Here is a 25402-nt window from a genome sequence, read left to right as displayed (position 1 = left end):
TCCCTGCCCCGGCGCAGCACGGCCCGGATCCGGGCGTCCAGATGGGCCGCGCTGAACGGCTTGACGACGTAGTCGTCGGCTCCGGCGTCCAGCGCCCGGACGATCTCCGGCTCGTCGTCGCGCGCGGTCGCCACGATGACCGGGACGGCGCTGACGGCGCGTAGCATGCGCAGTACCTCGCAGCCGTCGAGGTCGGGCAGGCCCAGATCGAGCACGACCAGGTCGGGCCGGTCCTCCAGTGCCCGCGTCAGCCCCGGCATGCCCGCGCAAGCGGACGTGACGGCATGCCCGCGTTCGGTGAGCGCGCGGGTCAGCGCGGACCTGACCTGGGCGTCGTCCTCGACGAGGAGCAACTGTGCCACGTCATCACGCTAACCTTTCCCTAATCGGCCGGCTGTGTTAACCACGTCGTGAGGCCCGCTTGGCGGGGGGTTAACAGGGCTGATGAGACGTTTGTTCAGTGAACGGGCACACCCTGCTCGGGCTGGGCGGGTGGCTTGCCGCCGCCACCCTCACCACGGTCGCCACCACCTGGGCGGTGTCGCTGATCGGTGTCCACATCACCGGCCAGGCCGTCCAGCCCATGACGCTGAACGAGGTCGAGCGCACCCTGGTCAGCACGGCCGGCAGCCCCGCGCTCGCCGAGCCGGCCGGCCCCGCCTCACCTCGGCCCGGCGCGGCGACCAGGGAGTTCTCCTACGGCGAAGGGTCCGTCGTCACCGCCTGCGAGGCCGATCAGGCCGTCCTGCTCTCCTGGAGCCCGGCCCAGGGGTACGGCGTCGGCAGGGTCGAGCGGGGGCCCTCGCCGGCCGTCTCGGTCCAGTTCGCCTCCGGCGGCGACCGGACGACGATCCGGGTCAGCTGCCTGGCGGGGTCACCCGCCGTGACGACCCACTCCACCACTTCCCGCCCTCCCGGCTGAGACCTCCCCGGCCGGGCGCCCGGCCGGCCTCAGGTCTCCTCGGCGAACCGTTCGGCCTTGTCGGTGTCGCCCGCGACCAGCAGGGTGGCGCCGCCGTCGATGACCGTCTCCGAGGTGGCGTAGGTGAACCTGCCACCGGGTTTCTTGATCCCGACCACGGTCACCCCGTACTTCTTGCGGATGCCCAGCTCGCCCAGCGTCCTGCCCGCCGCCCACTGGGGGGCTTTGGTCTTGACCAGAGCGTAGTCCTCGTCGACCTCCACGTAGTCGAGCATCCGGCCGGTGACCAGGTGCGCGACCCGCTCGCCCATGTCGTGCTCGGGCTGCACCACATGGTGGGCGCCGACCCGTTCCAGGATCCGGCTGTGCTGGAGGCTGATCGACTTGGCCCAGATGTCGGGCACGCCGAGGTCGGCCAGGATGGAGGTGGTCAGGATGCTCGCCTCGATGTCGGTGCCGATGCCGACCACGGCCCGGCCGAACTCGGCGGCCCCCAGCTGCGTGAGCGCGTCCGGGTCGGTGGAGTCGGCGCAGACCACATGGGTGAGCTGCCCGGACAGCTCCTGGACGTTCTTGGGGTCGTTGTCGACTCCCAGCACCTCGACGTCGCGTCCCACCAGCTCCACCGCCAGCGCGCCGCCGAACCGGCCCAGCCCGATCACCACGACCGCGTCGCCGCGGTTCTTCTTGTCAACCAACGAGGGGACGCTCCTCCGGATAGCGGAACCGACGGGTCTGGACGTGCAGCGCCAGCGCGGCACCGAGGGTCACCGGGCCGAGCCGGCCGATGAACATCAGGACCGTCAGGACCAGATGCCCGCTGGTGCCGACGTCAGGGGTGATCCCCGTGGACAGGCCGACCGTGCCGAACGCGGAGACCACCTCGAACAGTACGCGGTCCAGCTTGAACGGGGTGACCATCATCATGACGAATGTGCCGGTGGCGATCGAGGCCACGCTGAGCAGGGCTATGGTCAGCGTCTGCCGCTGGAGCTGCTCGGGGATGCGGCGGCGCCCGGCCGTGACGTCCGGCTCGCCGCGCAGCTCGGCCAGGATGACGTAGGCGAGCAGCGCGAACGTCGTCACCTTGATGCCGCCGCCGGTGCTCGCGCTGCCCGCGCCGATGAACATCAGCACGTCGCTGATCAGCCAGCTGTTCTCGCTCATCTGGGAGGTGTCGACGGAGTTCATGCCGCCGCTGCGGGTCATGGCGCTGTGGAAGAACCCGGCCAGGATGCGCAGGCCGGGGGAGAGCGCCCCCAGCGTGCCGGGGTTGTTCCACTCGGTGACGGTGATGGCCGTCGCCCCGCCGAACAGCAGGAGGGCGGTCATCCCCAGAGTGATCTTCGCGTGCAGCGACCAGCGTGCCGGATGGCGCCAGTTCTGCCGGAGCACGGCGTAGACCGGAAAACCGAGGCCCCCGGCGACCACCGCCAGCGCCAGCGGGAGGCAGACCCATGGGTCGGTGACGAACCGCATGATGCTGTCCGGCCAGAGAGTGAACCCGGCGTTGGTGAACGCCGAGACCGCGTGGAAGACGCCGTGGTAGGCGGCGCGGCCGAACGGCTCGCCGTACCCGATGACGAAACGGGCGGTGAGCGCCACGGCGATCAGCGTCTCCACCGCCAGCGTGACCTTGGCGACGCCCACGAGCAGCCGGCGCACGTCGCCCGGCCCCAGGGTCTTGGTCTCGGCCTGGGTGTTGAGCCGGGCGCGCAGGCCGAGCCTGCCGGAGACGACCACCGCGAGGATCGAGGCGAGCGACATGATCCCGAAGCCGCCGATCTGCATCAGCACCAGGATCACCGTCTCGCCGAAGAACGTCCAGTGCGCCGCCGTGTCCTGTACGGCGAGCCCGGTGACGCACACCGCCGAGGTCGCGGTGAACAGGGCGGAGGTCAACGTCGCCTCCTGGCCCGCCTCGACCGCGATGGGCAGCGACAGCAACGCCGTGCCGCTGAGGACCACCGCGAGGAAGGCGGCCACGACGACTCTCGAGGGCGTGTTGATCTGCCGGACCAGGTTCTTCACAGAGGGTGAGAATACGCTTAAGTCGCACCTGCGGGCGTAGCCTGAGGTGGTGCTGAGGCGGACAATCGAGGCGTCGGACGTGGGGTCGCCCGGGGAGCTGGCGGAGCTGCTCGACCGGGAGGCGTATCTCGCGGGCGAAGGGCTGGCCACGGCGGCGTTCCTCGCGCTGCGGATGGGCCGCCCGCTGCTGCTCGAAGGCGAGGCCGGGGTCGGCAAGACCGAGCTGGCCAGGACGCTGGCCACGGTGCTGGGGGCGCCGCTGATCCGGCTGCAGTGCTACGAGGGGCTCGACGGGCCACAGGTGCTTTACGACTGGGACTTCGCCCGCCAGCTCCTGCATCTCAAGGCGGCCGAGGCCGGCGGGGTCACCGACGCGGCCCGGCTGGAGGGGGAGGTCTACGACCGGCGGTTCCTGATCGCCCGGCCACTGCTCAAGGCGGTGGAGACCCAGCCCAGCGTGCTGCTCATCGACGAGATCGACCGGGCCGACGTGGAGTTCGAGGCGATCCTGCTGGAGGTGCTCTCGGACTTCGCGATCTCCATCCCGGAGCTCGGCACGATCCGGGCCGAGCGGCCGCCGGTGGTCGTGCTGACCTCCAACCGCACCCGCGAGGTGCACGACGCGCTGAAGCGGCGCTGCCTCTACCACTGGCTGGAGCACCCCTCCTTCGACCGGGAGGTGGCGATCCTGCTGCGGCGCCTGCCCGCCTGCTCGGCGACCCTCGCCGAGCAGGTCGCCCGGGCGGCCGGACGGCTCCGCGAGGCGGGGTTGGTCAAGCCGCCCGGAGTCGCCGAGACCATCGACTGGACCGAGGCGCTGCTGACCCTCGGCGCCCGCGAGCTGGACCCCGACCTGGCCGCGGCCACGCTGGGCGCCCTGCTCAAGCACCGCGAGGACCACGAGACCGTGCTCGGGAACGGGATCCTCGGTGACCTCCGCGGCTGAGGGTCCCGACCGGGGGCGCGAGGGTCCCGACCGGCGGCGCGAGGGTCCCGACCGGGGGCGCGAGGGTCCCGACCGGGGGGCTGAGGGCCGTGACCGGCCGGGAGACGGCCCCGACCGGCGGGCTGAGGGCCGTGATCGGGTGGGAGACGGCCCCGACCGGCCCGGCCGGCGGGAGGGCGGTCCGCCCGGCCCGGGGACGGCGGGGGACCTGGTCGCCGTCATGACCGGGTTCGCCAGGACGCTGCGCGCGGCGGGGGTCCCCGCCGACCACGAGAGAACCCAGGGCCTGCTGCGCGCGCTGTCGCACCTGGACGCCGCCGAGCCGCGCGACGTCTACTGGGCGGGCCGGTTCACCCTGTGCGCCTCGGCCGACGACCTGCCGCGTTACGACAGGGTCTTCCACGCCTACTTCGGCGGGCTGCGCGCGGGCCGTGCCAGACCGGCCGCGATCACCGTCACCCGGCACACCGCCACCATGTCCGGCGCCCCCGGCGGCGACGACGGCCCCGCCCCGGTGGCCAGCGCGAGCGCGGCGGAGGTGCTGCGCAACCGGGACGTGGCCAAGATGACGGGAGCGGAGCTGGCGGAGGTGCGCCGGCTGCTCGCGGTGTTCCGGGCCGAGCGCGAGCAGCGCAGGTCACGGCGGTTGCGGCCGTCGCAGCGGGGACGGCTCGACAGCAGGGCGACGATCCGCGAGACCCTGCGGCGCGGCGGGGAGGCCGCCCGGCTCCGCTACCGCGCGCACCGGACCAGGCCCCGCAGGGTCGTGCTGCTGGTGGACGTCAGCGGCTCCATGACCCCCTATGCCGACACGCTGCTCCGGCTCGCCCACGCGCTGGTCCGATGCGAGCCCCGGGCCACCGAGGTGTTCAGCGCGGGCACCCGGCTCACCCGGCTCACCGCCGAGCTGCGCCACCGCGACCCGGCCACCGCGATGGACGCCGTCTCACGGGCCATCCCCGACTGGAGCGGCGGCACCCGGCTGGGGGAGGAGCTCAAGAGGTTCCTTTCGCTGAACGACGCCAGGGGCGCGGTGGTGGTGATCGCCTCCGACGGGTGGGAGCGCGGCGACGTCTCGCTGCTCGGCGCGGAGATGGCCCGGCTGTCCCGGATGGCGTACCGGGTGATCTGGGTCAACCCCCACAAGGGGCAGCGGGGCTACCAGCCGCTCACCGCCGGGATGCGCGCCGCCCTGCCCCACATCGACGACTTCGTGGCCGGGCACAGCCTGGCCGCCTTCGAGGAACTGGCCCGATTGCTGGGAGGGGCGCATGCGTGACGTGCTGTCGCAGATCGTGCGGTGGTGGGAGTCCGGGCAGACGTTCGGCCTGGCCACCGTGGTGGACACCTTCCGCAGCGCGCCCCGCCCGCCGGGCGCGTCCATGGCCGTGCTCGGCGAGGAGGCCGAGGGCAGCGTCTCGGGCGGCTGCGTCGAGGGGGCCGTCTACGAGCTGGCCCAGGAGGTGGTCGCCGCCGGCACGCCGGTCCTGCAGCGGTACGGCGTGAGCGACGACGACGCCTTCTCGGTCGGCCTGACCTGCGGCGGCATCCTGGACGTGTTCGTCGAGCCGGTGTCGCGCGAGACGTTCCCCGAGCTGGGGGCGATCGCCGCGTCGGTGCGGGAGCGCGAGCCGGTGGCGGTGGCGACCGTGCTGTCCGGGCCGGGTGCGATCGGCGCCCGCAGGGTGATCTGGCCGGACCGCTCCTCCGGCTCGCTCGGCGTGACGCGGCTGGACGAGGCGGTGGACGACGACGTGCGGGGCATGCTCGCGCAGGGGCTCACCGGGGTCCGGCGGTACGGCTCCCGCGGCGAGCGTCGGCTCGACGAGCTGTCGGTCTTCGTGCACTCCTTCGCCCCGCCGCCCCGGATGCTGGTCTTCGGCGCGATCGACTTCGCCGCCGCGGTGGCCAGGATCGGCAAGTTCCTCGGCTACCACGTGGTCGTGTGCGACGCCCGCCCGGTCTTCGCCACGGCCAAGCGCTTCCCCGAGGCCGACGAGGTGATCGTCAAGTGGCCGCACGACTACCTGACCTCGATCACCGTGGACGAGCGGACCGCGATCTGCGTGCTCACCCACGACCCGCGGTTCGACGTCCCGCTGCTGGAGGTGGCCCTGCGCACCCCGGCGGGCTACGTCGGGGCGATGGGCTCGCGCCGCACCCACGAGGACCGGCTGGCGCGGCTCCGTGAGGCGGGCCTGGGGGAGGCCGAGCTGAAACGGCTCCGCTCCCCGATCGGGCTGGACCTGGGGGCGCGGACCCCGGAGGAGACCGCGGTCTCCATCGCCGCCGAGCTGATCCAGCTCCGCTGGGGCGGTTCGGGGCAGCCCCTCACCGACGGCTCCGGCCGGATCCACGGGGACGGGGGCCGGCCGTGACCGCGCGCGGGGAGGACGCCACGCGGGCGCTCACCGCGGGGCTGCTGCTGGCGGCCGGTTCGGGCTCGCGGCTCGGCACGCCGAAGGCGCTGGTGGAGTTCCGCGGCGAGCGGCTGGTGGACCGGGGAGTCCGGCTGCTCCACGACGGCGGCTGCCATCCCGTGGTCGTCGTGCTGGGAGCCGCCGTCGCGCAGGTGCGCGGGGCGGTGGCCGTACGGAATCCGCGGTGGCGCTCGGGGATGGGCTCCTCGCTGCGCGTCGGCCTCGGCGCGCTCCCCGGCGACGCGCGGCACGTGGTGATCGCCCTGGTGGACCAGCCGTTCATCGGCCCGCGGGCGGTGGAGCGGCTGATCCGGGCCGCGCGCGACGGCGCCTCGGTCGCCGTCGCCACCTACGGCGGAGCGCCGAGGAACCCGGTGCTGATCGCCAGGGAGCACTTCGAGGAGGTCGCCGCGCTCGCGACCGGTGACGTCGGTGCCCGGCCGTTCCTCCGGGCCCACCCCGAGCTGGTCGTCGCGGTGCCCTGCGACGATGCCGGCGACCCCGCCGACATCGACACCCCGGCGGATCTGTCCGCGCTGCGGGCGCGCTGAGGCCGCGGGCGGGTCCCGCCGGGCGCCGCCGTCCGCGCCGCGCGGGTGAGGCGGCGCGGCGCGGTCAGGAGCCCTCTCCCAGGCGCAGCGAGGCGAAGGCGGCGCGGTGGTCGCTGCCCGCGGCCGGCTCGACGCCCGCGGAGGTCGCGGTGAGGCCGCGGTAGAGGATGTGGTCGGGACGGGTGAGCGGGAAGGACGACGGCCAGGTGAATCCGAAGCCGGAGCCGGCCTCCTGCTGGGCGTCCGACAGCGGGGGCACCAGGCCGGAGCGCTTGCGGTCGGTGGTGGCGGTGTTGAGGTCGCCGAGCAGGAGCAGGTGCTCGCTCTCGTCCCTGTCGATGATCTTTCGGGCGTGCGCGAGGGTCTCGTCGCGCTGGGCCGTCTTGCCGGGACGGGCCGAGGCCAGGTGCATGACGTAGACGGTCAGCTTCCCCTTGGGCGTCCTGACCACGGCCCGCAGCGCCCGCACCCAGTCCAGGCCGATGTCCGCCTTGCGGGCTTCGACGATCGGGAAGCGGCTCCACAGACCCACCGTGCTGACCTGGTAGTGGTGCGGGAAGCGCTCGCCGAGCGCCTTGGCCGCCGGCCCGCCGGGGGTCAGCTCCTGCGCGGCGATCAGGTCCCGGCCCTTCGAGACGGCCCGTACGGCCCGGCCCGAGGCGGCGTTGGTCACCCCCACGTTGACGGTGGCCACCGACAGGTCGCTCGGGCCGCCCGGCGGGGAGCGCAGCAGCGCGGGACCGAACATGACCCCCCATACGGCCGCCGGGACCAGCACCGCGACGATCACCTGCCACGAGCGGGTGAACAGCGCGACGACCAGCAGCACCGGCACGGCGACGCCGAGCCAGGGGAGCAGGCTCTCCAGCACGGGCGTGAACCCGCCCAGTTCCGGCAGGAGCCGGTGGCCGCCGAGAATCAGGGCCAGCACCCCCGCCACCGCGATGATCGACCGTCTCAGCACGCCGCTCCTCGTCCGCCCGCTCCCCGGAGGGCTTTCCCCTGCCCCGAAATGCGTACGCTACCGGCCCCGTGGCCAGGACGCGGGGGCTTGGTGCTTCGGCGGTGAGTCGATAGCCTTTGCACCGGAGACAACGGAACATCATTCGGTTCTGTGGGCGCGCGGAAGGACGATCTCAGGATGCGTATCGGTATGGCCCTGAACTACTCGGGGGGCTTCAAGGAAACGGTGGCCGCGCTGGCCGACTACGAGAAGGCCGGCCTCGACATCGTCTTCGTCGCCGAGGCCTACAGCTTCGACGCGGTCAGCCAGATGGGCTACATCGCGGCCAAGACCGAGCGCCTGCAGATCGCCTCCGGCATCCTGCCGATCTACTCCCGCACGCCCACCCTGCTGGCCATGACCGCCGCCGGGATGGACTACGTCTCCGACGGCCGCTTCACCCTCGGCCTGGGCGCCTCGGGCCCCCAGGTCATCGAGGGCTTCCACGGCGTGCCGTACACCGCTCCGCTGGGCCGCACCCGCGAGGTCGTCGAGATCTGCCGCCAGGTCTGGAAGCGCGAGCGCCTGACCTACGAGGGCAAGCACTACACGGTGCCGCTCCCCGCGGGCCAGGGCACCGGCCTGGGCAAGCCACTGAAGATCATCAACCACCCGGTCCGCGACCGCATCCCCATCGTGATCGCCGCCATCGGCCCCAAGAACGTCGAGCTCTCCGCGGAGCTGGCCGAGGGCTGGGAGCCCATCTTCTACATGCCGGAGAAGGCCGCCGACGTCTGGGGCGCCTCGCTGGCCGCGGGCAAGGCCCGGCGCGACCCGTCCCTGGGCGAGCTGGACGTCATCGCCCAGGCGGCGCTGGCCATCGGCGACGACGTGTCGGACTGGCTGGAGCTGGGCCGTCCGATGGCCGCGCTCTACATCGGCGGCATGGGCGCCAAGGGCAAGAACTTCTACAACGATCTCGCCCGCCGGTACGGCTACGAGAAGGAGGCCGAGCAGATCCAGAACCTCTACCTCGACGGGAAGAAGGACGAGGCCGCCGCGCTCGTCCCGCAGGAGTTGCTGGAGAAGATGTCCCTGATCGGCTCCGAGGGCCACGTCCGCGACCGCCTCCAGGCGATGAGGGAGTCGGGCGTCACGACCGTCAACGTCGCCCCGCTCGGCCATACCCACGACGAGCGCGTCCGGCTCATCGAGAGGGTCAGGGAGCTCGCCTCCTGACGCCTCCGGACGGAGGGGGTCCCGGCTCCGGCCGGGGCCCCCTTTTCTCGCTTTCCGGCCTCTTGCCGCGGCCTTCCGGTCCATGCTGTGATGTGGATCACATGACAAATCGGAATATACGTATCGCTTGAGGATGTTTTACCCCGCCGTGAGGTTCTCCCCGGTGATCGTGTGGCTCGTCGAGCGGCTGCACGTCGACCTGTGCCGGCTCAGTAGCCAGCTCTGTCGCTGAACGACGCCCCCGCTCCCCAATCCTCACTCCGCATGCCCGTGTCCGCTCCGGCATGCCCTTTCTCGGAGTTCCGTTCATGAAGAGGTTCTCTTTCTCCCTGCAGTTGCTGCTGGGCCTGGCGGCCGGTGTCGCCCTCGGCTTCATCGCCCGCGCCGGTGACGTCGCCTGGCTCACCACCACCCTGACCGAAGTCGGCAAGATCTTCGTCCAGCTCCTCAAGCTCGCGGTCCCGCCGCTGGTCTTCACCGCGGTCGTCGTCAGCGTGGCCAACCTGCGCAACGTCAACGGGGCCGCCAGGCTCGCCGGCAAGACGCTGCTGTGGTTCCTGATCACCTCGCTGATCGCCGTGGCCTTCGGCATCGGCCTCGGCCTGGTCATCAACCCCGGCCAGGGCGTCACCATCGCCACCGAGGGCGCCAAGGCCGTGGACCTGGAAGGCGCCGGAACCTGGGTCGACTTCCTGACCGGCATCATCCCCACCAACATCGTCACCGCCTTCACCGAGCTCAACGTCCTCCAGATCGTCTTCCTGGGAGCCGTCCTCGGCGCCGCCGCCCTGGCCGTCGGCGACAAGGCCGAGCCGTTCCTCGGCTTCAGCCGCTCGGTCCTCGAACTGGTCCAGAAGGCTCTGTGGTGGGTCATCCGACTGGCCCCGATCGGCACGGCGGGTCTCATCGGCAAGTCCGTGGCCAGCTACGGCTGGGACCTGCTCGCCCCGCTCGCCAAGCTCAGCGCGGGGGTCTACATCGGCTGCCTCCTGGTGCTCCTGGTGAGCTACCCGCTGCTGCTCGCCTTCGTCGGCAAGGTCAACCCGATCACCTTCTACCGCAACGCCTGGCCCGCCATCGAGCTGGCCTTCGTCTCCCGTTCCTCGGTCGGGACCATGCCGCTCACCCAGCGCGTCACCACCGAGCGCCTGGGCGTGGACCGCGACTACGCCTCCTTCGCGGTGCCGTTCGGCGCGACCACCAAGATGGACGGCTGCGCCGCGATCTACCCGGCCCTCGCCGCGATCTTCGTGGCCCAGGTGTTCCACATCCCGCTCGGGGTCGGCCAGTACCTGCTGATCGCCTTCGTCTCCGTGGTCGGCTCCGCCGCCACCGCCGGCCTCACCGGCGCGATCGTGATGCTCACCCTCACCCTGAGCACGCTCGGCCTGCCCCTTGAGGGCGTCGGCCTGCTGCTGGCCATCGACCCGATCCTCGACATGATCCGCACCGCCACCAACGTGGCCGGCCAGATGGTCGTCCCGGTCCTGGTCGGCAGGGCCGAGGGCCGCCTCGACGAGGCGGTCTTCAACGCGCCGCCCCAGCCGCTCGACGACGCTCCCGCCGAGAGGGTGGTCAGGGCTCCCGAGCCCGTGACCGCCTGACGGTCCGAGTTCCCGCCGAGAGGGCGGTCAGGGGCCCCGCGCCCGCGACCGCCTGACGGTCCGATCACGTACGGCCCGCCTCCCCGCACGGGGAGGCGGGCCGTACTTCCGTGCCCGGCACGGCTCGGCGGGCCCCCGCCGGTCCCGGCGACAGGGGGAGCCCGGCCGCGCCGCGCCGGCCGCGGGTCAGCGGTCCTTCGACATCAGCGTGAGCGCGTACAGCGCGATCGCCGCGAAGTCGTCGGCGGGCTCCGACGCCTGCCAGGAGCGGACGTCGTCGACGTAGCGGGAGCCGCGCCCGGTGAACTCCTCGTAGCGGTCCACGCCGTCGCCCGGGCAGCGCCTCATCTCCTCGAAGTGCTCGCCCAGGCCGCCGGAGAACAGGTCCTCGCTGTTGGGCCCGTTCACGACCGCGCCGACGGCCAGGGGGCGGCGGCCGTCGACGCGGCCCTTGAGGTTGGCGATCTGGTGGTGCGGGCAGCGCTCGAAGTTCTCGCCCGCGCCGACCATGAACGACACGCCCCAGGCGTTGGCGCCGAAGGTCCAGTTGCGCTGCCGGGTGCCGAAGGCGTCGTAGGCGCGGTCACCGCTCACCGCCCGGTACAGCCGGGAGGTGGCGGCCAGGCCGAAGGCGTGCGGCACCGCGTCGAAGCCGTCGTACACCGCGCCGGCCCCGAACGGGTCCTTGGCGGCGCGCCCGGCGCCGATCTCCAGCTGCGCCTTCAGGTCGCCGAGCAGGTGTGACTCCTCCACCGCCAGGCCGCCGGTTCCGGCGGCGCGCAGCGCGCGGACCAGGTCGGCGTGGCCGAGGGCGCTGACGTCGTAGAGGTTGAGGGTGTCGCCCCCGGCCTCGTGCTCCAGATACTGCCCGGCCCAGTGCGCGGCCTGCCGGAGCCATTCCCCGGCCCGGGGGTCCTCCAGCCGCTGGGCGGCCAGTGCCATCTCGGCCCCGCCCAGCTCCATGTCGTCGCGCCACACGCTCTCCGGATAGAAGGCCCACGGCAGCGAGGTGGTCAGCCTGCCCACGTTCTCGGTCCTGGCCAGCGCGTAGATCGAGGCGGCCTTGTCCAGCAGCCGCTGGGCCCGGTATCGGTCGGGCTCCACCTGGGAGGCCAGGGCGAACGCGGCGGCCGTACGGCCCGCGAGGTTGGGGCTGATCGGCTCGCCGGGCGGGGCCGCGCGGAAGACCGGGCGGTTGCGGATGAACTGCCGCCCCTGGCCGGTGTCCCCGTCGTCGGCCTCGGGCAGGCGCCAGACGTCGTGGTCGCCGGCGAACGTGCCCTCCGCGTCGCCCGCGCCGATGCCGACCTGGATGTAGAGGGTCCTGGACCGCTCGTCCCACATCTTGTCCAGCCACTTCAGGCCGTGCGCCGCCTCGGCCCGGAGCCGGGGGTCCACCGCGGGCCCGGCGTCGCGCCTGGCCGCCCAGAGCAGCGTGTCGACGTAGGCCAGGATGTGGGTGAACTTCAGGTAGTCGCCCGCGTCGAACCAGCCGCCCTCGGCGTCGACGGTCCCGCCGAGGGCGGTGAGCCCGCCCTTGATCTGGTCGGTGTCGGGGCCGGTGAAGACCGGCCACTCGTAGACGGCGGCCCGGCGGTCGTTGAGGTGGGAGGGCTTGCGCCCGAGCTCGCCGGGGATCACGTCGGCGCCGTCGCGCTGGGCGCCGAAGAACGTGACGACCTTGGCGGCGGGCCCGGCGAACTGCGCGGCCGGGGCGACCCGGAACTCCGCCGAGGTGGACGCGGCGGTCCTGATCCGATACCTGCCCGGGGCGCGGAGCCCGCTGACGTCGACGGCGTAGACATGCCCGTACTTGGCGTTCCAGCGGCCGAGGTCCGCGCCGGCCCTGCCGCGCAGCACCTCCCGGCCCCGGTGGTCGACGACGGTGAAGGGCGTCGCGGCGGCCGGGCCCGTCGTCATCAGGTAGGCCCGTTTGGCCTCGGAGGGGGCGAATCCGACCTGGTCGACCCGGATGAACCCGGCGGTGCTCTCCGCCAGGGCGGGGCTGCCGGCCGTCACGAGTGCGGAGAGGGCTACGGCGGCGAGAATGCGTCGCATCGGCGCTCCTGGTGCGGGGGAAGTTAGGAAACCTTCCTAACCTTTGGGGGGAAGGTAGCGACACCTGCGAAGGGGGTCAAGAGCGGTGGTCAATAGCATGCGGAACATGACCGTCACCCATGCTCGGCGCCGCGAACGCCTCGCGGCACTGCTCCCCGCTCACGAGGCGGACGCGATCCTGGTCACCCGGGGCGTCAACGTGCGCTACCTGACCGGCCTGGCCAGCTCCAACGCGGCGGTGCTCGTCCGGGCCGACGCCCGTGCCACGCTGGCCACCGACTCCCGCTACGCCGAGACCGCGCGGCGGGCCTGCTCCGACATCGAGGTGGTCGAGGAGCGCGACGTCGCCGGATGCCTGGTGGTGATGGCCGACCGGGTCGCCGTCGAGGCCCACGACATGCCCGTCGCCGACTACTTCCGGCTGGGCGAGGACCTGCTGCGCCTGACAGGGGCGGTGGAGTCGGTGCGCCGGGTCAAGGACGAGGCCGAGATCGACCTCCTCCGCGACGCGTGCGCGATCACCGACCAGGCGTTCTCCGACGTGCTGCCCATGCTGCGGCCCGGGGTGACCGAGAGGGACATCGCCAGGGCGCTGGAGTCCCGGATGATCGAACTGGGCGCCGAGAAGCCCGCCTTCGACTCGATCGTGGCGAGCGGCCCCAACGGCTCGATCCCGCACCACTCGCCCTCGGACCGGCCATTGGAGCGGGGTGATCTGGTCACGATGGACTTCGGGGCGCTGCACGGGGGCTACCATGCCGACATGACCCGGACGGTGGCGATCGGCGAGCCCGCCCCGTGGCAGCGCGAGCTGTACGACCTGGTCCGCGCCGCCCAGCGCGCCGGCCGCCATGCCGTACGGCCCGGCGCCGCCGCCCACGAGGTGGACGCCGCCGCCCGCGAGGTGATCGCGCGGGCGGGGTACGGAGACTACTTCGGCCACGGCCTCGGACACGGTGTCGGGCTGGAGATTCACGAGGCGCCGTTCCTGTCTCCGCTGAAGCCAGAGCCCGACCATGAGCACGCTAGACTAGAGGATCGAGTTCCGGTCACCGTTGAGCCTGGAGTTTACCTACCGGGCAGGGGCGGCGTCCGCATCGAGGACACGCTCGTGACGCGTGATGACGGACCGGAACTTCTCACACGGACGACCAAAGAGCTGCTTGTCCTTTAAGAGCGGCCGTACGCAGGAGAAACTAGTGGCGACGACGAACGACCTCAAGAACGGCCTGGTGCTCAAGCTCGACGGCGGTGAGCTCTGGACGGTTGTGGAGTTCCAGCACGTCAAGCCCGGCAAGGGTGGTGCGTTCGTCCGCACCAAGCTGAAGAACGTCATGTCGGGCAAGGTCGTCGACAAGACCTTCAACGCCGGCGTCAAGGTCGAGGTGGCCAACGTCGACAAGCGCGAGATGCAGTTCTCCTACATGGACGGCGACGACTTCGTCTTCATGGACACCGAGAACTACGACATGCTCAACGTCTCCCGGACCGCGGTCGGCGGCGCCGCCGACTACCTGCTGGAGAACATGCTGGCCACGGTGGCGATCAACGAGGGCAACGTGCTCTACATCGACCTGCCCGCGGCCGTCGAGCTGATCATCGCCGAGACCGAGCCCGGCCTCCAGGGCGACCGCTCCACCGGCGGCACCAAGCCCGCCAAGCTGGAGACCGGCGCCGAGATCAAGGTGCCGCTGTTCATCACGACCGGCGAGAAGGTCAAGGTCGACACCCGCACCGGCGATTACCTCGGCCGGGCCTGATGTCGGCACGGGGTAAGGCGCGCAGGCGCGCGCTGGACATCCTGTTCGAGGCGGAGGCGCGCAGCCAGGACCCGCTCAGCGTTCTCGCCGAGCGCCTGGAGCGGGCGGAGCCGCCCGTCAACGAGTACACCGCGACGATCGTCGAGGGCGTGTGCCGGCACCGGGCGCGCATCGACGAACTGATCACCACCTACGCCGAGGGCTGGACGCTCGACCGCATGCCCGCGGTCGACCGCAACCTGCTGCGCGGCGGCACCTACGAGCTGCTGTGGATGCCCGACGTCCCCGAGGGCGTCGTCATCAGCGAGTGGGTCGGCCTGGCCTCCGAACTGTCGACCGACGAGTCGCCGCAGTTCGTCAACGGCCTGATGGCCCGCTTCAAGCAGCTCAAGCCGTCCCTGACGCTGTAGCGTCCCTCGTGGGGGACCGGGTCTCCGGTCTCCCGCGGCCGGCGCCCGCGGCGGCCCGCCCGGCGTCGCCTCCCCCTTCCGTCTCTCTCCCCCCGCCCGCGCCCGGCCGCGTCCGAGTACGGATCACCCCCGGACCGGCCCGGGGGCCGTCCGGCGTAGGCTGGGCTCGTCACCGAAGTAGGAGGCGATCCGAAGTTGCATGCCGTAGGCATCTCGAGGCAGTCAGGCACCCCGGCGGTCCGCACCGCCGTCGTCTGGGACGTCCTGCGGGCCGTGCTGGCCGACAGGGTCTCCGCGACCGGCCGGGCCCGCCTCGACATCGTCGACGCCGGGGGCGGCACGGGCGGCTTCGCCGTACCGCTGGCCGAGCTCGGGCATGCCGTCACGGTCGTCGACCCCAGCCCCGACTCGCTGGCCGCGCTCGAGCGCCGTGCCGCGGAGGCGGGGGTGGGCGTGCGCGCGCTGCAGGGCGACGCCGCCGACCTGGGCGAGCTGCTCCCCACCGACGGCGCCGACCTGGTGCTCTGCCACAGCGTGCTGGAGTACGTGGAGGATCCGGTCAGCGCGCTGACGGCCATGGCCGGTCTGCTGCGCGAGGGCGGGGCGATCAGCGTGCTGGCCGCCAACCCGCTCGCCGCCGCGCTGCACCGCTCGGTCGCCGGCCGCTTCGACGAGGCCCGCCAGGTCCTGGAGGACCCCGAGGGCCGCTGGGGCGAGCGCGACCCCACGCCGCGGCGCTTCACCCGGGAGGCCCTGTCGCAGCTCCTCGCCGCGACCGGCTTCGTCCCCGGAGAGGTCCACGGCGTGCGCGTCTTCGCCGACCTGGTGCCCAGCCGGCTGCTCGACGGCGAGCCGGGCGCCGCGCGTGCCCTGGTCGCCCTGGAGCAGGCGGCGGCCGCCCACCCGGTGCTCCGGGACATCGCCACCCAGTTGCACGTCCTCGGCCGCCGGTGAGGCTTGCGTCGAACATGCGTTCCCCTAAGATGGCCCCGTGTCGAGGAAACAGCAGATGCCGCGCCCGGGGTCGGATCTGGGTGCCGACGACACCGGCTGCACGATCCTGCACGTCGACATGGACGCCTTCTACGCCAGCGTCGAGCTGCGCGAGCGTCCTGAGCTCAAGGGCACGCCCGTCGTCATCGGCGCGCCCGGCGCGCGTGGCGTGGTGCTCAGCGCCACCTACGAGGCCAGGAGATTCGGGGTGCACTCGGCCATGCCCATGACGCGGGCCCGCCGGCTCTGCCCCCAGGCCGTGATCATCCCGCCGAGCCGCGAAAAGTACGCCGAGGTCTCCCGGGGGGTCATGGAGATCTTCCACACCTTCACCCCCGAGGTGGAGCCGATCGCCTCCGACGAGGCGTTCCTCGACGTCGGCGGGGCGCGCAAGCGCCTCGGCCCGCCGGCCGCGATCGCCGCGATGATCCGCGAGCAGGTCGTGCGCGAGCACGGGATCACCTGCTCCGTCGGGGTGGCAAACAGTAAATTCGTGGCCAAACTCGCCTCGCAGCACTGCAAGCCAGACGGCCTTCTGGTGGTCCCGGCTGACAGGGTGGTGGATTTCCTCCACCCGCTCCCGGTAGGGGCTCTGTGGGGCGTAGGGGAGCGTACGGAGCAGTCCCTGGTGCGATTGGGCATCAGGACCGTCGGCGATCTCGCCGGGGTCCCGGTCGCCACCCTGCAGCGCCAGCTCGGCCAGGCCGCCGGAGCCCATCTGGCCGCGCTCGCCTGGGGGCGCGACGAGCGTCCGGTCACCCCGCACGCGCCCGACAAGAGCATCGGGGCCGAGGAGACGTTCGCCACAGACGTCGGCGATCCGGTGAAGATCCGCAGAGAGCTGCTCCGCCTCTCCGAGCGGGTCGCCGCCAGGCTCAGGGAGGGCGGCCACGTCGGCCGCACCGTCAGTGTCAAGCTCCGCCGCGCCGACTTCAGCACGATCTCCCGCTCCCGGACCCTCCGGGAGCCCACCGACGTCGCCCAGACGCTCTACGCGACCGCCTGCGACCTCTACACCGCCGCCGGCCTGGGCAGAGACCGGCTCCGCCTGGTCGGGGTACGGGTGGAGAACCTCAGCCCGGCCGGTGAGGCCACCAGGCAGCTCGGCCTCGGAGAGCGGGAGACGGGCTGGCGGGAGGCCGAACAGGCGATGGACAGGGCGGCCCGGCGATTCGGCCGGGATGTGGTGCTCCCGGCGTCGCTTGTCCGTCCGCCGTTTGATGGAATGGCTCCATGACGTCACCTCCGGTTTGGACTACGTTGGACGTTTTCTTTCGTCTACGTCTACAGCCTCGTATTCTGGGGATAACCGACCGCGAGGTTCGGACACCCCGTGTCGTCCGTCACCGTCTTCCCCGTCCTGGGGCTGTCCTTGGGAGGCGCCGTGCCGCTCTCTGATCACGAGCAGCGCTTGCTCGACCAGATCGAGCAGGCCCTCTACGCTGAGGACCCGAAGTGGGCCAATACCGTAAGGATCAGTGATCCACGCAGCCACTACAAGCGTCGCCTGGTGAAGGCCTCCATCGGCTTCGTCCTGGGCATCGTCCTGTTGATGGTCGGCGTCGTGATCAACAACATCCCGCTCGGCGTCGGCGGTTTCGTGGTCATGCTCGCCGCGTGTTTGTGGGGTCTGTCAAGCTGGAAGCGGATGAACGGGTTCGGTGAGGCCGGCCCGGCCGCGCGGCCCGGGCAGCCGGGCAAGGCCGTGCGCCGTGGCGGCTCCCGGCAGAGCTTCATGGAACGGATGGAAGAGCGCTGGCGCCGTCGTCACGACGAGCACTAGGGCTCTGCCCGCGGACCCCGCCGCGATGAGGCGCCCTCCGGGCGACCGCGGCGGGTGGACGGTCCGAACGGACGGGCACCTGCGGACCGGGCTCCGCGGCCACGGCCGCCGCCGGGCCGCTCTCTCCGACGGCTGTGGGCCGCCCCCTGAGGGAGGCGGCCCACCTGGACCGTCAGGTCCGTCTTGCGGCGGGTCCTTCAGACGTCCCTCCGGGCCGGTCGGCGGAGCCGGAGGTTCTCCAGCCGGTCGAAGCCGTCCAGCATCCGTGTCCCCAGGCGTCGCGCCCGCAGGAGCGTCGAAGGCGGCAGCAGCGCCGCGCGGATCCGCCTGCCCCGTGTCACGGCGGCCGCCAGAGCCCGCCGTACCCGGCGGAGATCCCCGGGCAGCGAGCCGAGGTCGCCGGGGGTCCGGGCGAAGAGCATCCGCTCCACCGCCGTGGCGATCCTGGCCATCGCGGCCGAGGCCTCCTCATCGAACGCGTACTGCTCGGCGAGCCGCCGGGCCAGAGCCCGGGGGCTCTCGCTCGGCTGCCGGGACATGCCGTAGTCGCACAACGCGTCGTCGAGCTCCGCCCAGGCCGCGGCCACCGCGGACTCCCGCCGGTCGGTCCTGGCCGCCACGATCCCGGTGGGCTCCGGGGTGACCGCCTCCTCGTGCGGGAGCGGGGCAGGGTCCTCCGCCGCGCGGGCGTAGGACCGCCGCCGGCGGGCGCGCAGCTCCCAGCGGAGCAGCCCGGGGATCAGCGCGATCAGCAGCACGACCACGACCCCGACGCCGATCCGCAGCGCGACCGGTACGCCCTCGTCCACCGCGACCGGCACCCCGCCGAAGTCGCGGTCGGGCATCAGGTCACGGCGGTTGCCGGCCGACTGGTTGGGGAGGTCCGCGCCGGTGGAGTTCGAGGTCGGGGTCGCAGCCGGCTCGTCGCCGCCGGTCGTCACGACCTCCGGCCGGGTGTAGATGGGCACCGTCGCGCTGCCCTGTCCCGCGCCGCCGGTCGGGGTCGGCTCGAAGCGGAGCCATCCCGTGCCCTCGAAGTAGAGCTCGGGCCAGGCGTGCGAGTCGTGCGTGCGCACCTTCCACTCGCCGGAGGCGTTGCTGCCGCCGGTGTAGCCGATGGCGACGCGGGCGGGGATGCCCAGGATCCGCGCCAGTACCGCCATCGAGGCGGCGAACTGCTCGCAGTACCCGGTCCGGCTGCGGATCAGGAACTCCGTCAGTGCGGGCCCGTTGTGCCCCTGGGTGGCCAGGCTGTAGGTGAACCCGCCCTCCTTGGTGAAGAACTCCTGGAGCTGGATCGCCTGCTCGTAGCGGCTGGAGCCCCGCTGCGTCACCTGCCTGGCCAGATCCCTGATCTCCGAGGGCAGGTTCTCCGGCAGCTGCAGGTACCGCTCGTTGATCTCCGGGGGCGCCGGCGGCGCCGCCTTGAGCGTCTCCGCCGTGGGCTGGGGCTCCCTCGTGGTGACCTCGTAGGCCAGCCCTACGGCGCTGTCCTGGGTGGAGAACACCATGAGGGTGTCCCGGTCGGGCCGCCAGTCTCCCTCGATGCGGATCCGGCTGGCGGGGTAGGGCAGCGGCAGGAACTCCAGCGGCCCCCTGATCTGCTCGCTCACCTGGATCTTGGTGGTCGCCTCGGTGACGGGCAGGCTCATGTTCTGGCCCGGCGCGGCCGGCATCGGCCCCTCGGAGACCCGGTCCTCGGAGCGGCCCCGTGCCGTCATCGTCCACTGCTCGCCGTCGAAGATGTCCAGCGAGTACAGCCGCAGGTAGCGCGGGAAGCTGTCACTGCCGGTGTAGGTCAGGACGGTGGAGTTGGTCGGCAGCGAGAGCTGGCCCCGCAGGTTGACTATCGGGTTAGGGATGCTGATCGAGCTGCCGCCCTTGCCCTTGCCGTTGCCCACGCCGAAACCGAACAGCGGGTTCGGCTCCAGGGTGGGCAGCAACGCGGGCAGCAGGATGGCCAGCACGATCGCGGCGAATCCGATGCGCTTGCCCGACAGCCGCAGGGCCCCGGCGTCGGAGGCGGGCCTCGGGGCCACGAAGGACGGGGCCCGGCGCACCAGCACCGCCCTGCCCCAGTGGGTGATCCGCTCCCGCCCGTCGGCGGCCAGCACCCCCAGGTAGCCCAGGGCGGCGATGACGAACATCGGCCCGGCGATCGGCTCGGAGGCCACCGCTGCCGGCACGGTGAACAGCGCCAGCAGCGGCAGCCCGGTGAGCGCGGCCCGGCGCAGCCGGGAGGCCAGCAGGTCGACGAGGACCGCGATCAGGCCGACGCCGCCACAGGTCAGCAGGGTGATGCCGGTGTCGGACGGGACGGGGGCGGCGAATCGCTGGATGTCGGCGAAGCCGGTGCCCAGCAGCTTCGCCAGCCCGAGGACCGACTCCTTGGTGGGCACGAGGCCTATCCACGCCTTGTCGCCGGTGAACACCGCCGTCAGGTAGATCCACACCGCGACGAGCTGGGCCGGCGGCACCAGCCAGTCCGGCAGGGTGTAGCGGCTGCCCAGCACGCCGATCCCGGTGACGACCAGGATGACCCCCAGGCACGTCCAGAACCAGGCGCCGCCCTCGAACAGGGGATAGAGCGCGATCGCGACCGCTCCGGTGGCCGCTCCCGACGCCAGGGGAAGTCTCATCAGCCGTCCCTACTGAGTGTGAATCGCCCGCGCTGCGCGGCGTCCGGCCATACGCTCGCGATCGAGGCGCCCGCGGGCAGCCGCACGACGCGCCAGCCCGTCCCGGTGAGAATCGCCTGCGCGGCCTGGTAGTCCTCGTTCTGGCCGAGCTCGGGCCGCTCCCAGCCCGCCACGTCCAGCATCACGGCCACGCCGGTCACGTTGCCGTGCCTCAGCCGGGCCAGCGCCCGAGCCTGCTCCACGTCGATCCCGCCGAGCACCGCCACGATCAGGCCGTCGCCGCCGCCCTGGCGCAGCGCGCTTATGCCGTACTCCAGCGAGCGCGAGGAGCTCGTCCGGGTCAGGGCGAGGGTGTCCAGCAGCGACCAGCTCAGCCCGGTGTCGGTGAGGTGCTCGGCGCCCTGGTCGGTGACCAGGCGCAGGCCGAGTCCCTCGCGGGCCAGGTGCACGCCGATGGAGGCCGCGGCCGAGACCGCCACCTCGAACGACGATCGAGGCCCCTCGCCCCGGTGCGCGTACCGGCGGGTGTCCAGCAGTAGGGCGCCCCGGCTCTGCCACTGCTGCTCTTCGCGCCGCACCATCAGCTCGCCGTACCTGGCGGTCGAGCGCCAGTGCACCCGCCGCAGGTCGTCGCCCTGCCTGTACTCGCGCGGGGCGATGTCGTCGTCGCCGGCGGCCGCGACGCTCCTGGTACGGCTGTCGCCCCCGCCCGTCCACTCACCGGAGAGGCGGACGTGCGGCAGCGCCACGACCTGCGGCGTCACCACGAGCGTGTCGCTGATGCTGAACGACCTGGTCAGCTCGACCAGGCCGAACGGGTCGCTGATCCGGACGGTGAGCGGGCCGATGCCGAAGCGGCCGCGCAGGTCGGACCGGACCCGGTAGTCGATCTCCCGGACGCCGTGTGACTCCACCCGGTCCAGGATGAACCTGGGCCGGGCCCCCAGCGCGTAGGGGACGGTGTCCTCGATCATCAGCAGGCCGGTCGGCAGCCGGGTGACGTTCTCCAGCCGCAGCGTCACGGTGGCCTCGCTGCCTACCTCGGCCCTGGGCGGGTCCAGGCGGCGCGCGCAGCTCAGCCGGTAGCGGGTGCGGGCCACCACCATCGCCGCCAGCAGCGGCAGGGAGACGATCAGCACCCCGATCCTGAGCAGATCGTGCTCCCCGAGGATGAAGGCGCACAGCAGCGCCGCGGCGCCGGATGCGAGGAACGACCGGCCGCGGGCGGTGAGCGCCTTGAGGCCTGACGTCACTTGGCCTGTGCCTCGGGCACGGGAACCCGGCGGACCAGGTCGGCCATCACCTGCTCGGGCATGCGGCGCTGGCCCTGGGCCTCGACGCTGGGCAGCAGCCGATGGGCCAGGACGGGCAGGCACAGATCCTGCAGGTCGTCGGGGATGACGTAGTCGCGTCCGGCGAGCGCCGCGTGCGCCCGGGCCGCCCGGACCAGCTGCAGGGTTGAGCGCGGGGAGGCGCCGAGCCGCAGTTCGGGGGTCTGGCGGGTGGCGGTCACCAGGTCGATGGCGTACTTCTTGATCGATTGTGAGACGTAGACCGCGCGCACCGCCTCGATCAGCGCCTGGACCTCGGCGGTGGTCGCCACCGGTTCGAGCTTGTCCAGCGGGGAGGCGGCGCCGTGCACGTCGAGCATCTCCAACTCGGCCGAGGGCTCGGGGTAGCCCATGGCGATCCGGGCGGTGAAACGGTCACGCTGGGCCTCGGGGAGGGGATAGGTGCCCTCCATCTCGATGGGGTTCTGGGTGGCGATCACCATGAACGGGGAGTCCAGCCGGTAGGTCGTGCCGTCGACGGTCACCTGGTGCTCTTCCATGCACTCCAGCAGCGCCGACTGGGTCTTGGGCGAGGCCCGGTTGATCTCGTCGCCCACCACGATGTTGGCGAACACCGGTCCGGGTTTGAACTCGAACTCCCTGGTCTGCTGGTTGTAGGCGCTCACCCCGGTGATGTCGCTGGGCAGCAGGTCGGGGGTGAACTGGATCCGGCGGACCGGGCAGTCGATGGATCGTGCCAGCGCCTTGGCGAGCATGGTCTTGCCGACTCCGGGCACATCCTCGATCAGGAGATGGCCCTCGGCGAGCAGGACGGTCAAGGTCAGGCGGATGACGTCGCCCTTGCCTTCGATCACCGACTCGATCGCCTGGCGGATCCGGTGCGCCGTGACGACCAGATCATCGAGCCGAGGTGAGACGTCATGGGTTACTGCCACCAGGCCTCCATGAAGGTGCGGCGGTTTCGCGCCGGGGGGTCGTATTTTCGGGACCTTTACGGCCCCTTTTCCATTGTGAGTACCGACACTACGACGCCGTGGGTTCTTGGGCGACTCTATGTGGGCATTAAGGCTGATTCCGGGTGAACAGCCATAGTGTGGGCGCTGATCATGGCGTTCAGGTGCGGTAGGTGTGCCGATCTCGTGACAAGTCCGCGGAGCGCCCCACTTTCCCCCCTCCGTCGCCGCCGATCCGTCGATTTCGTAATCGCCCGGCCAACTGCCCCGTTGTCGACACGCCCGCGCCCGGTGCGGGACGCTCGCCCCCCTCCACTCCGCCCCACCCGCATTGACCTGGGAAAACGTCGCCGAAACGGGCGGTGGAGAGGTGCGGAATCAGTTGACGGTGGAGAGAAGTGGAGTATGGTGGTGCGCAGTGGAGAGCAGGGGCTACAGCGCCACGCGCTCCGCTAGGCACGGGAGGTGGGGCCGATGTTCCTCGGCACTCATCACCCACGTCTTGACGACAAGGGACGGCTGTTCCTGCCGGCGAAGTACCGTGAGGAGCTGGCGGAGGGTCTGGTGATCACCAAAGGCCAGGAGCGCTGCCTCTACGTTTTTCCCGTAGAGGAGTTCCAGCGCATTACCGAGGCTCTGCGCACCGCGCCGGTGACCGCCAAGGCGGTCCGCGACTACAGCCGTGTCTTCTTCGCCAGCGCATCTGACGAGGTCGCCGACAAACAAGGCCGGGTCACCATCCCGCAGGCTCTGCGCGAATACGCCAGCCTGCGCCGTGACTGCACGGTCATCGGGGCCAACACACGGCTGGAGATCTGGGACGCTCACGCCTGGGACACCTATCTGGCCGACCAAGAGCAGGCTTTTGCCGATCTGTCGGAGGAGGTGCTGCCAGGGATTCTGTGACTCCACGGTCGACTCATCGGTGAAAACGTCGTTCGGCGAGGTCTCCACCCGCAACCACGGCGCACGTCAGCTGATGCACCTTCCCCGGTGTCAGGTGACAGGCGGACATACGGGTGCGGATGGGGACCTGGCCGGACGGCCCGGGGGTGGGGGCCAGTAAAGACACCGATGAACGTCCGCCGCGCATCCGTGAGCGAGGCGGCGAGAGGGGGGTTGCGCTTCATGCGCGCCGAAAACGATATGCGTGATCTGCATGCTCCGGGCGGCCATGTGCCCGTGATGCTCGAACGTGTGCTCGAGCTCCTGGCCCCCGCGCTCGCGGGCCCCACCCCCGTCGTCGTCGACGCCAATCTCGGCCTCGGCGGCCACGCCGAGGCGCTGCTGGCCGCCCACCCCTCGCTGCACCTGATCGGGATCGACCGCGATCCCACCGCGATCGAGCGCTCCACGGCCCGGCTGGCGCCGTACGCGGAGCGGACCACGCTGGTCCGCGCGGTCTCCGACGAGCTGACCGAGGTGCTGGCGGAGGCCGGCCGTCCCCGTGTCGACGCCGTCCTGTTCGATCTGGGGGTCTCCTCGCCCCAGCTGGACGAGGCCGAGCGCGGTTTCGCCTATTCCTACGACGCGCCCCTGGACATGCGGATGGACCGTGACCAGGAGCTCACTGCCGAGGTCGTCGTCAACACCTACTCGGCCGCCGAACTCATCCGGATTCTCCGGGATTACGGCGAAGAGCGATTCGCCCCGCGTGTCGCGCGCCTAATCATCAAGGAACGGGGCAACGAGGCCATAACGTCTACCAAGCGGCTGGCGGAGATTGTCCGCACGGCAATCCCGGCTGCTACCCGACGGACCGGGGGAAACCCCGCAAAAAGGACTTTTCAGGCGCTGCGGATCGAGGTGAACGCGGAGTTGACAGCACTGGAACGCGCGCTCCCCGCCGCGCTGGACGCACTGACGCTCGGCGGGCGCGTGGTCGTGCTCGCCTACCACTCCCTTGAGGACCGGCTGACCAAGCAGGTCCTCGCGGCGCGAACCAGGGAGACCGGCCCGCCAGGGCTGCCCGTCCCGCTGCCGGCTCACCAGCCGCGGTTCGCCCTCCTGACCAGGGGAGCCGAGCTTCCGAGCGAAGAGGAGGTGGCCCGCAACCCGCGGGCGGCCTCAGCCCGGTGTCGGGCTGCAGAGAGGATCCGTGAGGCAGTTGACAAGGAGTGAGTCGGTCGTCCGCACCGCGCCGAGCCGCGGCGGACGTCCTGTCCGCGCGCCCCGCGCGACGCCGCAGGTGCGCAGGACCAAGCCGGTCAGGACCGCGCCCGTCGCCGATCCCGCCGCCGCGTCCGCGGCGTCCGCGGCCCGGCCGGGACGCGCGCCGCGCGCTCCGTTCATGCTGCTCGTGATCGGCCTGCTCTGCGGCGGCCTGGTCAGCCTGCTGCTGCTGAACACCGTCCTCGCCCAGGACTCCTACAAGGTCAACGAGCTCCGTAGCGCCAACGACCAGCTCCGCCAGAAGAAGGAGGAGCTGAAGAACGCCAACATGCGCCTGGAGATGCCCGGCGCGCTCTCCGACAGCTCCGCCAAGCAGGGGCAGGGACCCGACTGGGACGAGGCCAACGTGATCACCGACCGCTCCGCCGGCAGCCGGGCCGCGAGTGACGGCCAGACGCCCGCCGGGCAGGAGCGAGTGCCGGGCACGGGCCGGTGAAGGAGACGGGCGGCCGGGGCCCCGGCCCCGGCCGTGGCGGTTCCGGCGGCGGCCCCGCCGGAGGCTCCGGCCGCCGGGCTCCGGGAGGGCCCGGCCGTACCGGCAGGCAGGGCGGCCCGGATGTGACCGGCCGGCCGGGCTCCTCCGGCAGGCCCGCCCGGCCGGAGGGCTCAGGCGGCCCGGAAAGGGCCGACGGCCCCGGTAAGCCCGCCTCTCCCGGCAGGCAGGGCGGTTCCGAAGGGCAGGGCAG

The 25402-nt window shown here is 72.0% G+C and carries 25 protein-coding genes; 17 read left to right on the top strand and 8 right to left on the bottom strand.

Annotation, left to right across the window (positions count from 1 at the left end):
• Positions 1–362: response regulator transcription factor (locus BM085_RS12375; RefSeq protein ID WP_143120897.1), on the bottom strand; the 362-nt coding region annotated here is incomplete at its 3' end.
• Positions 363–460: 98 nt separating this feature from the next.
• Here BM085_RS12375 and BM085_RS12370 point away from each other — a divergent pair.
• On the top strand, positions 461–922 hold the full coding sequence (locus BM085_RS12370) for a hypothetical protein (RefSeq protein WP_093887123.1): 462 nt from the start codon (positions 461–463) through the stop codon (positions 920–922).
• A 29-nt stretch (positions 923–951) separates the two neighbouring features.
• Here BM085_RS12370 and BM085_RS12365 read toward each other — a convergent pair whose 3' ends face one another.
• Together BM085_RS12365 and BM085_RS12360 are read right to left on the bottom strand one after the other, a co-directional pair.
• Positions 952–1620, bottom strand: coding sequence for a potassium channel family protein (locus BM085_RS12365; protein WP_177245075.1), 669 nt, complete (start codon positions 1618–1620; stop codon positions 952–954).
• Positions 1613–2953: a TrkH family potassium uptake protein gene (locus tag BM085_RS12360; protein ID WP_093887122.1), complete on the bottom strand. Its 1341-nt coding sequence runs from the start codon at positions 2951–2953 to the stop codon at positions 1613–1615. The genes BM085_RS12365 and BM085_RS12360 overlap by 8 nt, the downstream gene beginning before the upstream one ends.
• A 49-nt stretch (positions 2954–3002) precedes the next feature.
• Here BM085_RS12360 and BM085_RS12355 point away from each other — a divergent pair, with 49 nt between their 5' ends.
• Genes BM085_RS12355 through BM085_RS12340 form a run of 4 tightly spaced genes read left to right on the top strand, consistent with a single transcriptional unit; the run spans position 3003 to position 6870 of the window.
• Positions 3003–3899: an AAA family ATPase gene (locus BM085_RS12355; protein WP_245789277.1), complete on the top strand. Its 897-nt coding sequence runs from the start codon at positions 3003–3005 to the stop codon at positions 3897–3899.
• Positions 3883–5178 carry a vWA domain-containing protein gene (locus tag BM085_RS12350; protein WP_245789276.1) on the top strand — a complete coding sequence of 432 codons (1296 nt, stop codon included), beginning with the start codon at positions 3883–3885 and terminating at the stop codon, positions 5176–5178. The genes BM085_RS12355 and BM085_RS12350 overlap by 17 nt, the downstream gene beginning before the upstream one ends.
• Positions 5171–6277, top strand: coding sequence for an XdhC family protein (locus tag BM085_RS12345; protein WP_093887121.1), 1107 nt, complete (start codon positions 5171–5173; stop codon positions 6275–6277). Before BM085_RS12350 ends, BM085_RS12345 begins: the two co-directional genes overlap by 8 nt.
• A complete protein-coding gene (locus BM085_RS12340) occupies positions 6274–6870 on the top strand; it encodes a nucleotidyltransferase family protein (RefSeq protein ID WP_093887120.1) in 597 nt (198 codons plus the stop codon). The genes BM085_RS12345 and BM085_RS12340 overlap by 4 nt, the downstream gene beginning before the upstream one ends.
• A gap of 64 nt (positions 6871–6934) precedes the next feature.
• Here the strand turns inward: BM085_RS12340 and BM085_RS12335 are convergent, their stop codons facing one another.
• A complete protein-coding gene (locus BM085_RS12335; RefSeq protein ID WP_093887119.1) occupies positions 6935–7834 on the bottom strand; it encodes an endonuclease/exonuclease/phosphatase family protein in 900 nt (299 codons plus the stop codon).
• Between the two features lie 177 nt (positions 7835–8011).
• Here BM085_RS12335 and BM085_RS12330 point away from each other — a divergent pair, with 177 nt between their 5' ends.
• The 3 genes from BM085_RS12330 (at position 8012) to BM085_RS12325 (ending at position 10656) form a co-directional block, all read left to right on the top strand.
• A complete protein-coding gene (locus BM085_RS12330; protein WP_093887156.1) occupies positions 8012–9052 on the top strand; it encodes an LLM class F420-dependent oxidoreductase in 1041 nt (346 codons plus the stop codon).
• A gap of 133 nt (positions 9053–9185) precedes the next feature.
• The gene (locus tag BM085_RS47175; protein ID WP_342742877.1) at positions 9186–9284 is read left to right on the top strand and encodes a putative leader peptide; all 99 of its coding nucleotides are present in this window, start codon (positions 9186–9188) and stop codon (positions 9282–9284) included.
• 76 nt (positions 9285–9360) lie between these two features.
• Complete coding sequence (locus BM085_RS12325) at positions 9361–10656, top strand: dicarboxylate/amino acid:cation symporter (RefSeq protein ID WP_245789275.1); 1296 nt, start codon at positions 9361–9363, stop codon at positions 10654–10656.
• 186 nt (positions 10657–10842) lie between these two features.
• Here the strand turns inward: BM085_RS12325 and BM085_RS12320 are convergent, their stop codons facing one another.
• Positions 10843–12714 carry a glycoside hydrolase family 9 protein gene (locus tag BM085_RS12320; protein WP_093887117.1) on the bottom strand — a complete coding sequence of 624 codons (1872 nt, stop codon included), beginning with the start codon at positions 12712–12714 and terminating at the stop codon, positions 10843–10845.
• A 106-nt stretch (positions 12715–12820) separates the two neighbouring features.
• Between BM085_RS12320 and BM085_RS12315 the strand changes: the two genes are divergently transcribed.
• From BM085_RS12315 to BM085_RS12290, 6 genes are all read left to right on the top strand, one after another.
• Complete coding sequence (locus BM085_RS12315; RefSeq protein WP_031160116.1) at positions 12821–13888, top strand: M24 family metallopeptidase; 1068 nt, start codon at positions 12821–12823, stop codon at positions 13886–13888.
• A 25-nt stretch (positions 13889–13913) separates the two neighbouring features.
• Positions 13914–14474 (top strand): elongation factor P, encoded by a 561-nt coding sequence (gene efp, locus BM085_RS12310; RefSeq protein ID WP_093887116.1) that lies wholly within the window; start codon positions 13914–13916, stop codon positions 14472–14474.
• Positions 14474–14884, top strand: a complete 411-nt coding sequence (gene nusB, locus BM085_RS12305; protein WP_031160114.1) for a transcription antitermination factor NusB — start codon at positions 14474–14476, stop codon at positions 14882–14884. The genes efp and nusB overlap by 1 nt, the downstream gene beginning before the upstream one ends.
• Positions 14885–15079: 195 nt before the next feature.
• Positions 15080–15838, top strand: a complete 759-nt coding sequence (locus BM085_RS12300) for a methyltransferase domain-containing protein (RefSeq protein WP_086572298.1) — start codon at positions 15080–15082, stop codon at positions 15836–15838.
• Positions 15839–15893: 55 nt separating this feature from the next.
• A complete protein-coding gene (locus BM085_RS12295; RefSeq protein WP_093887115.1) occupies positions 15894–17114 on the top strand; it encodes a DNA polymerase IV in 1221 nt (406 codons plus the stop codon).
• A gap of 147 nt (positions 17115–17261) precedes the next feature.
• Positions 17262–17660, top strand: a complete 399-nt coding sequence (locus BM085_RS12290; protein WP_093887155.1) for a DUF3040 domain-containing protein — start codon at positions 17262–17264, stop codon at positions 17658–17660.
• 197 nt (positions 17661–17857) lie between these two features.
• Here the strand turns inward: BM085_RS12290 and BM085_RS12285 are convergent, their stop codons facing one another.
• The 3 genes from BM085_RS12285 to BM085_RS12275 are packed head-to-tail and all read right to left on the bottom strand — an operon-like array spanning position 17858 to position 22526.
• Positions 17858–20299, bottom strand: a complete 2442-nt coding sequence (locus BM085_RS12285) for a transglutaminase TgpA family protein (protein ID WP_093887114.1) — start codon at positions 20297–20299, stop codon at positions 17858–17860.
• A complete protein-coding gene (locus BM085_RS12280; protein ID WP_093887113.1) occupies positions 20299–21552 on the bottom strand; it encodes a DUF58 domain-containing protein in 1254 nt (417 codons plus the stop codon). Before BM085_RS12280 ends, BM085_RS12285 begins: the two co-directional genes overlap by 1 nt.
• Complete coding sequence (locus BM085_RS12275) at positions 21549–22526, bottom strand: AAA family ATPase (protein WP_086572289.1); 978 nt, start codon at positions 22524–22526, stop codon at positions 21549–21551. The genes BM085_RS12280 and BM085_RS12275 overlap by 4 nt, the downstream gene beginning before the upstream one ends.
• A gap of 492 nt (positions 22527–23018) precedes the next feature.
• Here BM085_RS12275 and mraZ point away from each other — a divergent pair, with 492 nt between their 5' ends.
• The 3 genes from mraZ (at position 23019) to ftsL (ending at position 25152) form a co-directional block, all read left to right on the top strand.
• Positions 23019–23450 (top strand): division/cell wall cluster transcriptional repressor MraZ, encoded by a 432-nt coding sequence (gene mraZ / locus BM085_RS12270; protein WP_012889563.1) that lies wholly within the window; start codon positions 23019–23021, stop codon positions 23448–23450.
• Positions 23451–23672: 222 nt separating this feature from the next.
• Entirely contained in the window at positions 23673–24665 is a 993-nt protein-coding gene (rsmH, locus tag BM085_RS12265; RefSeq protein ID WP_093887112.1) for a 16S rRNA (cytosine(1402)-N(4))-methyltransferase RsmH, read from the top strand.
• Complete coding sequence (ftsL, locus tag BM085_RS12260) at positions 24643–25152, top strand: cell division protein FtsL (RefSeq protein ID WP_143120896.1); 510 nt, start codon at positions 24643–24645, stop codon at positions 25150–25152. Before rsmH ends, ftsL begins: the two co-directional genes overlap by 23 nt.
• Positions 25153–25402 lie beyond the last annotated feature (250 nt).

The sequence above is a fragment of the Streptosporangium canum genome (genome assembly GCF_900113865.1).
In the GTDB taxonomy this organism is placed as follows: domain Bacteria; phylum Actinomycetota; class Actinomycetes; order Streptosporangiales; family Streptosporangiaceae; genus Streptosporangium; species Streptosporangium canum.
Note: the sequence above shows the minus strand (reverse complement) of the source record. Positions and strands in the feature narration are given on the sequence as shown.

Coding starts and splice junctions, on each gene's coding strand:
- BM085_RS12345 (WP_093887121.1), top strand. CDS start 5,171: ATGCGTGACGTGCTGTCGCAGATCGTGCGGTGGTGGGAGTCCGGGCAG.
- BM085_RS12330 (WP_093887156.1), top strand. CDS start 8,012: ATGCGTATCGGTATGGCCCTGAACTACTCGGGGGGCTTCAAGGAAACG.
- BM085_RS47175 (WP_342742877.1), top strand. CDS start 9,186: ATGTTTTACCCCGCCGTGAGGTTCTCCCCGGTGATCGTGTGGCTCGTC.
- BM085_RS12325 (WP_245789275.1), top strand. CDS start 9,361: ATGAAGAGGTTCTCTTTCTCCCTGCAGTTGCTGCTGGGCCTGGCGGCC.
- BM085_RS12320 (WP_093887117.1), bottom strand. CDS start 12,714: ATGCGACGCATTCTCGCCGCCGTAGCCCTCTCCGCACTCGTGACGGCC.
- BM085_RS12315 (WP_031160116.1), top strand. CDS start 12,821: ATGACCGTCACCCATGCTCGGCGCCGCGAACGCCTCGCGGCACTGCTC.
- nusB (WP_031160114.1), top strand. CDS start 14,474: ATGTCGGCACGGGGTAAGGCGCGCAGGCGCGCGCTGGACATCCTGTTC.
- BM085_RS12295 (WP_093887115.1), top strand. CDS start 15,894: ATGCCGCGCCCGGGGTCGGATCTGGGTGCCGACGACACCGGCTGCACG.
- BM085_RS12285 (WP_093887114.1), bottom strand. CDS start 20,299: ATGAGACTTCCCCTGGCGTCGGGAGCGGCCACCGGAGCGGTCGCGATC.
- mraZ (WP_012889563.1), top strand. CDS start 23,019: ATGTTCCTCGGCACTCATCACCCACGTCTTGACGACAAGGGACGGCTG.
- rsmH (WP_093887112.1), top strand. CDS start 23,673: ATGCGCGCCGAAAACGATATGCGTGATCTGCATGCTCCGGGCGGCCAT.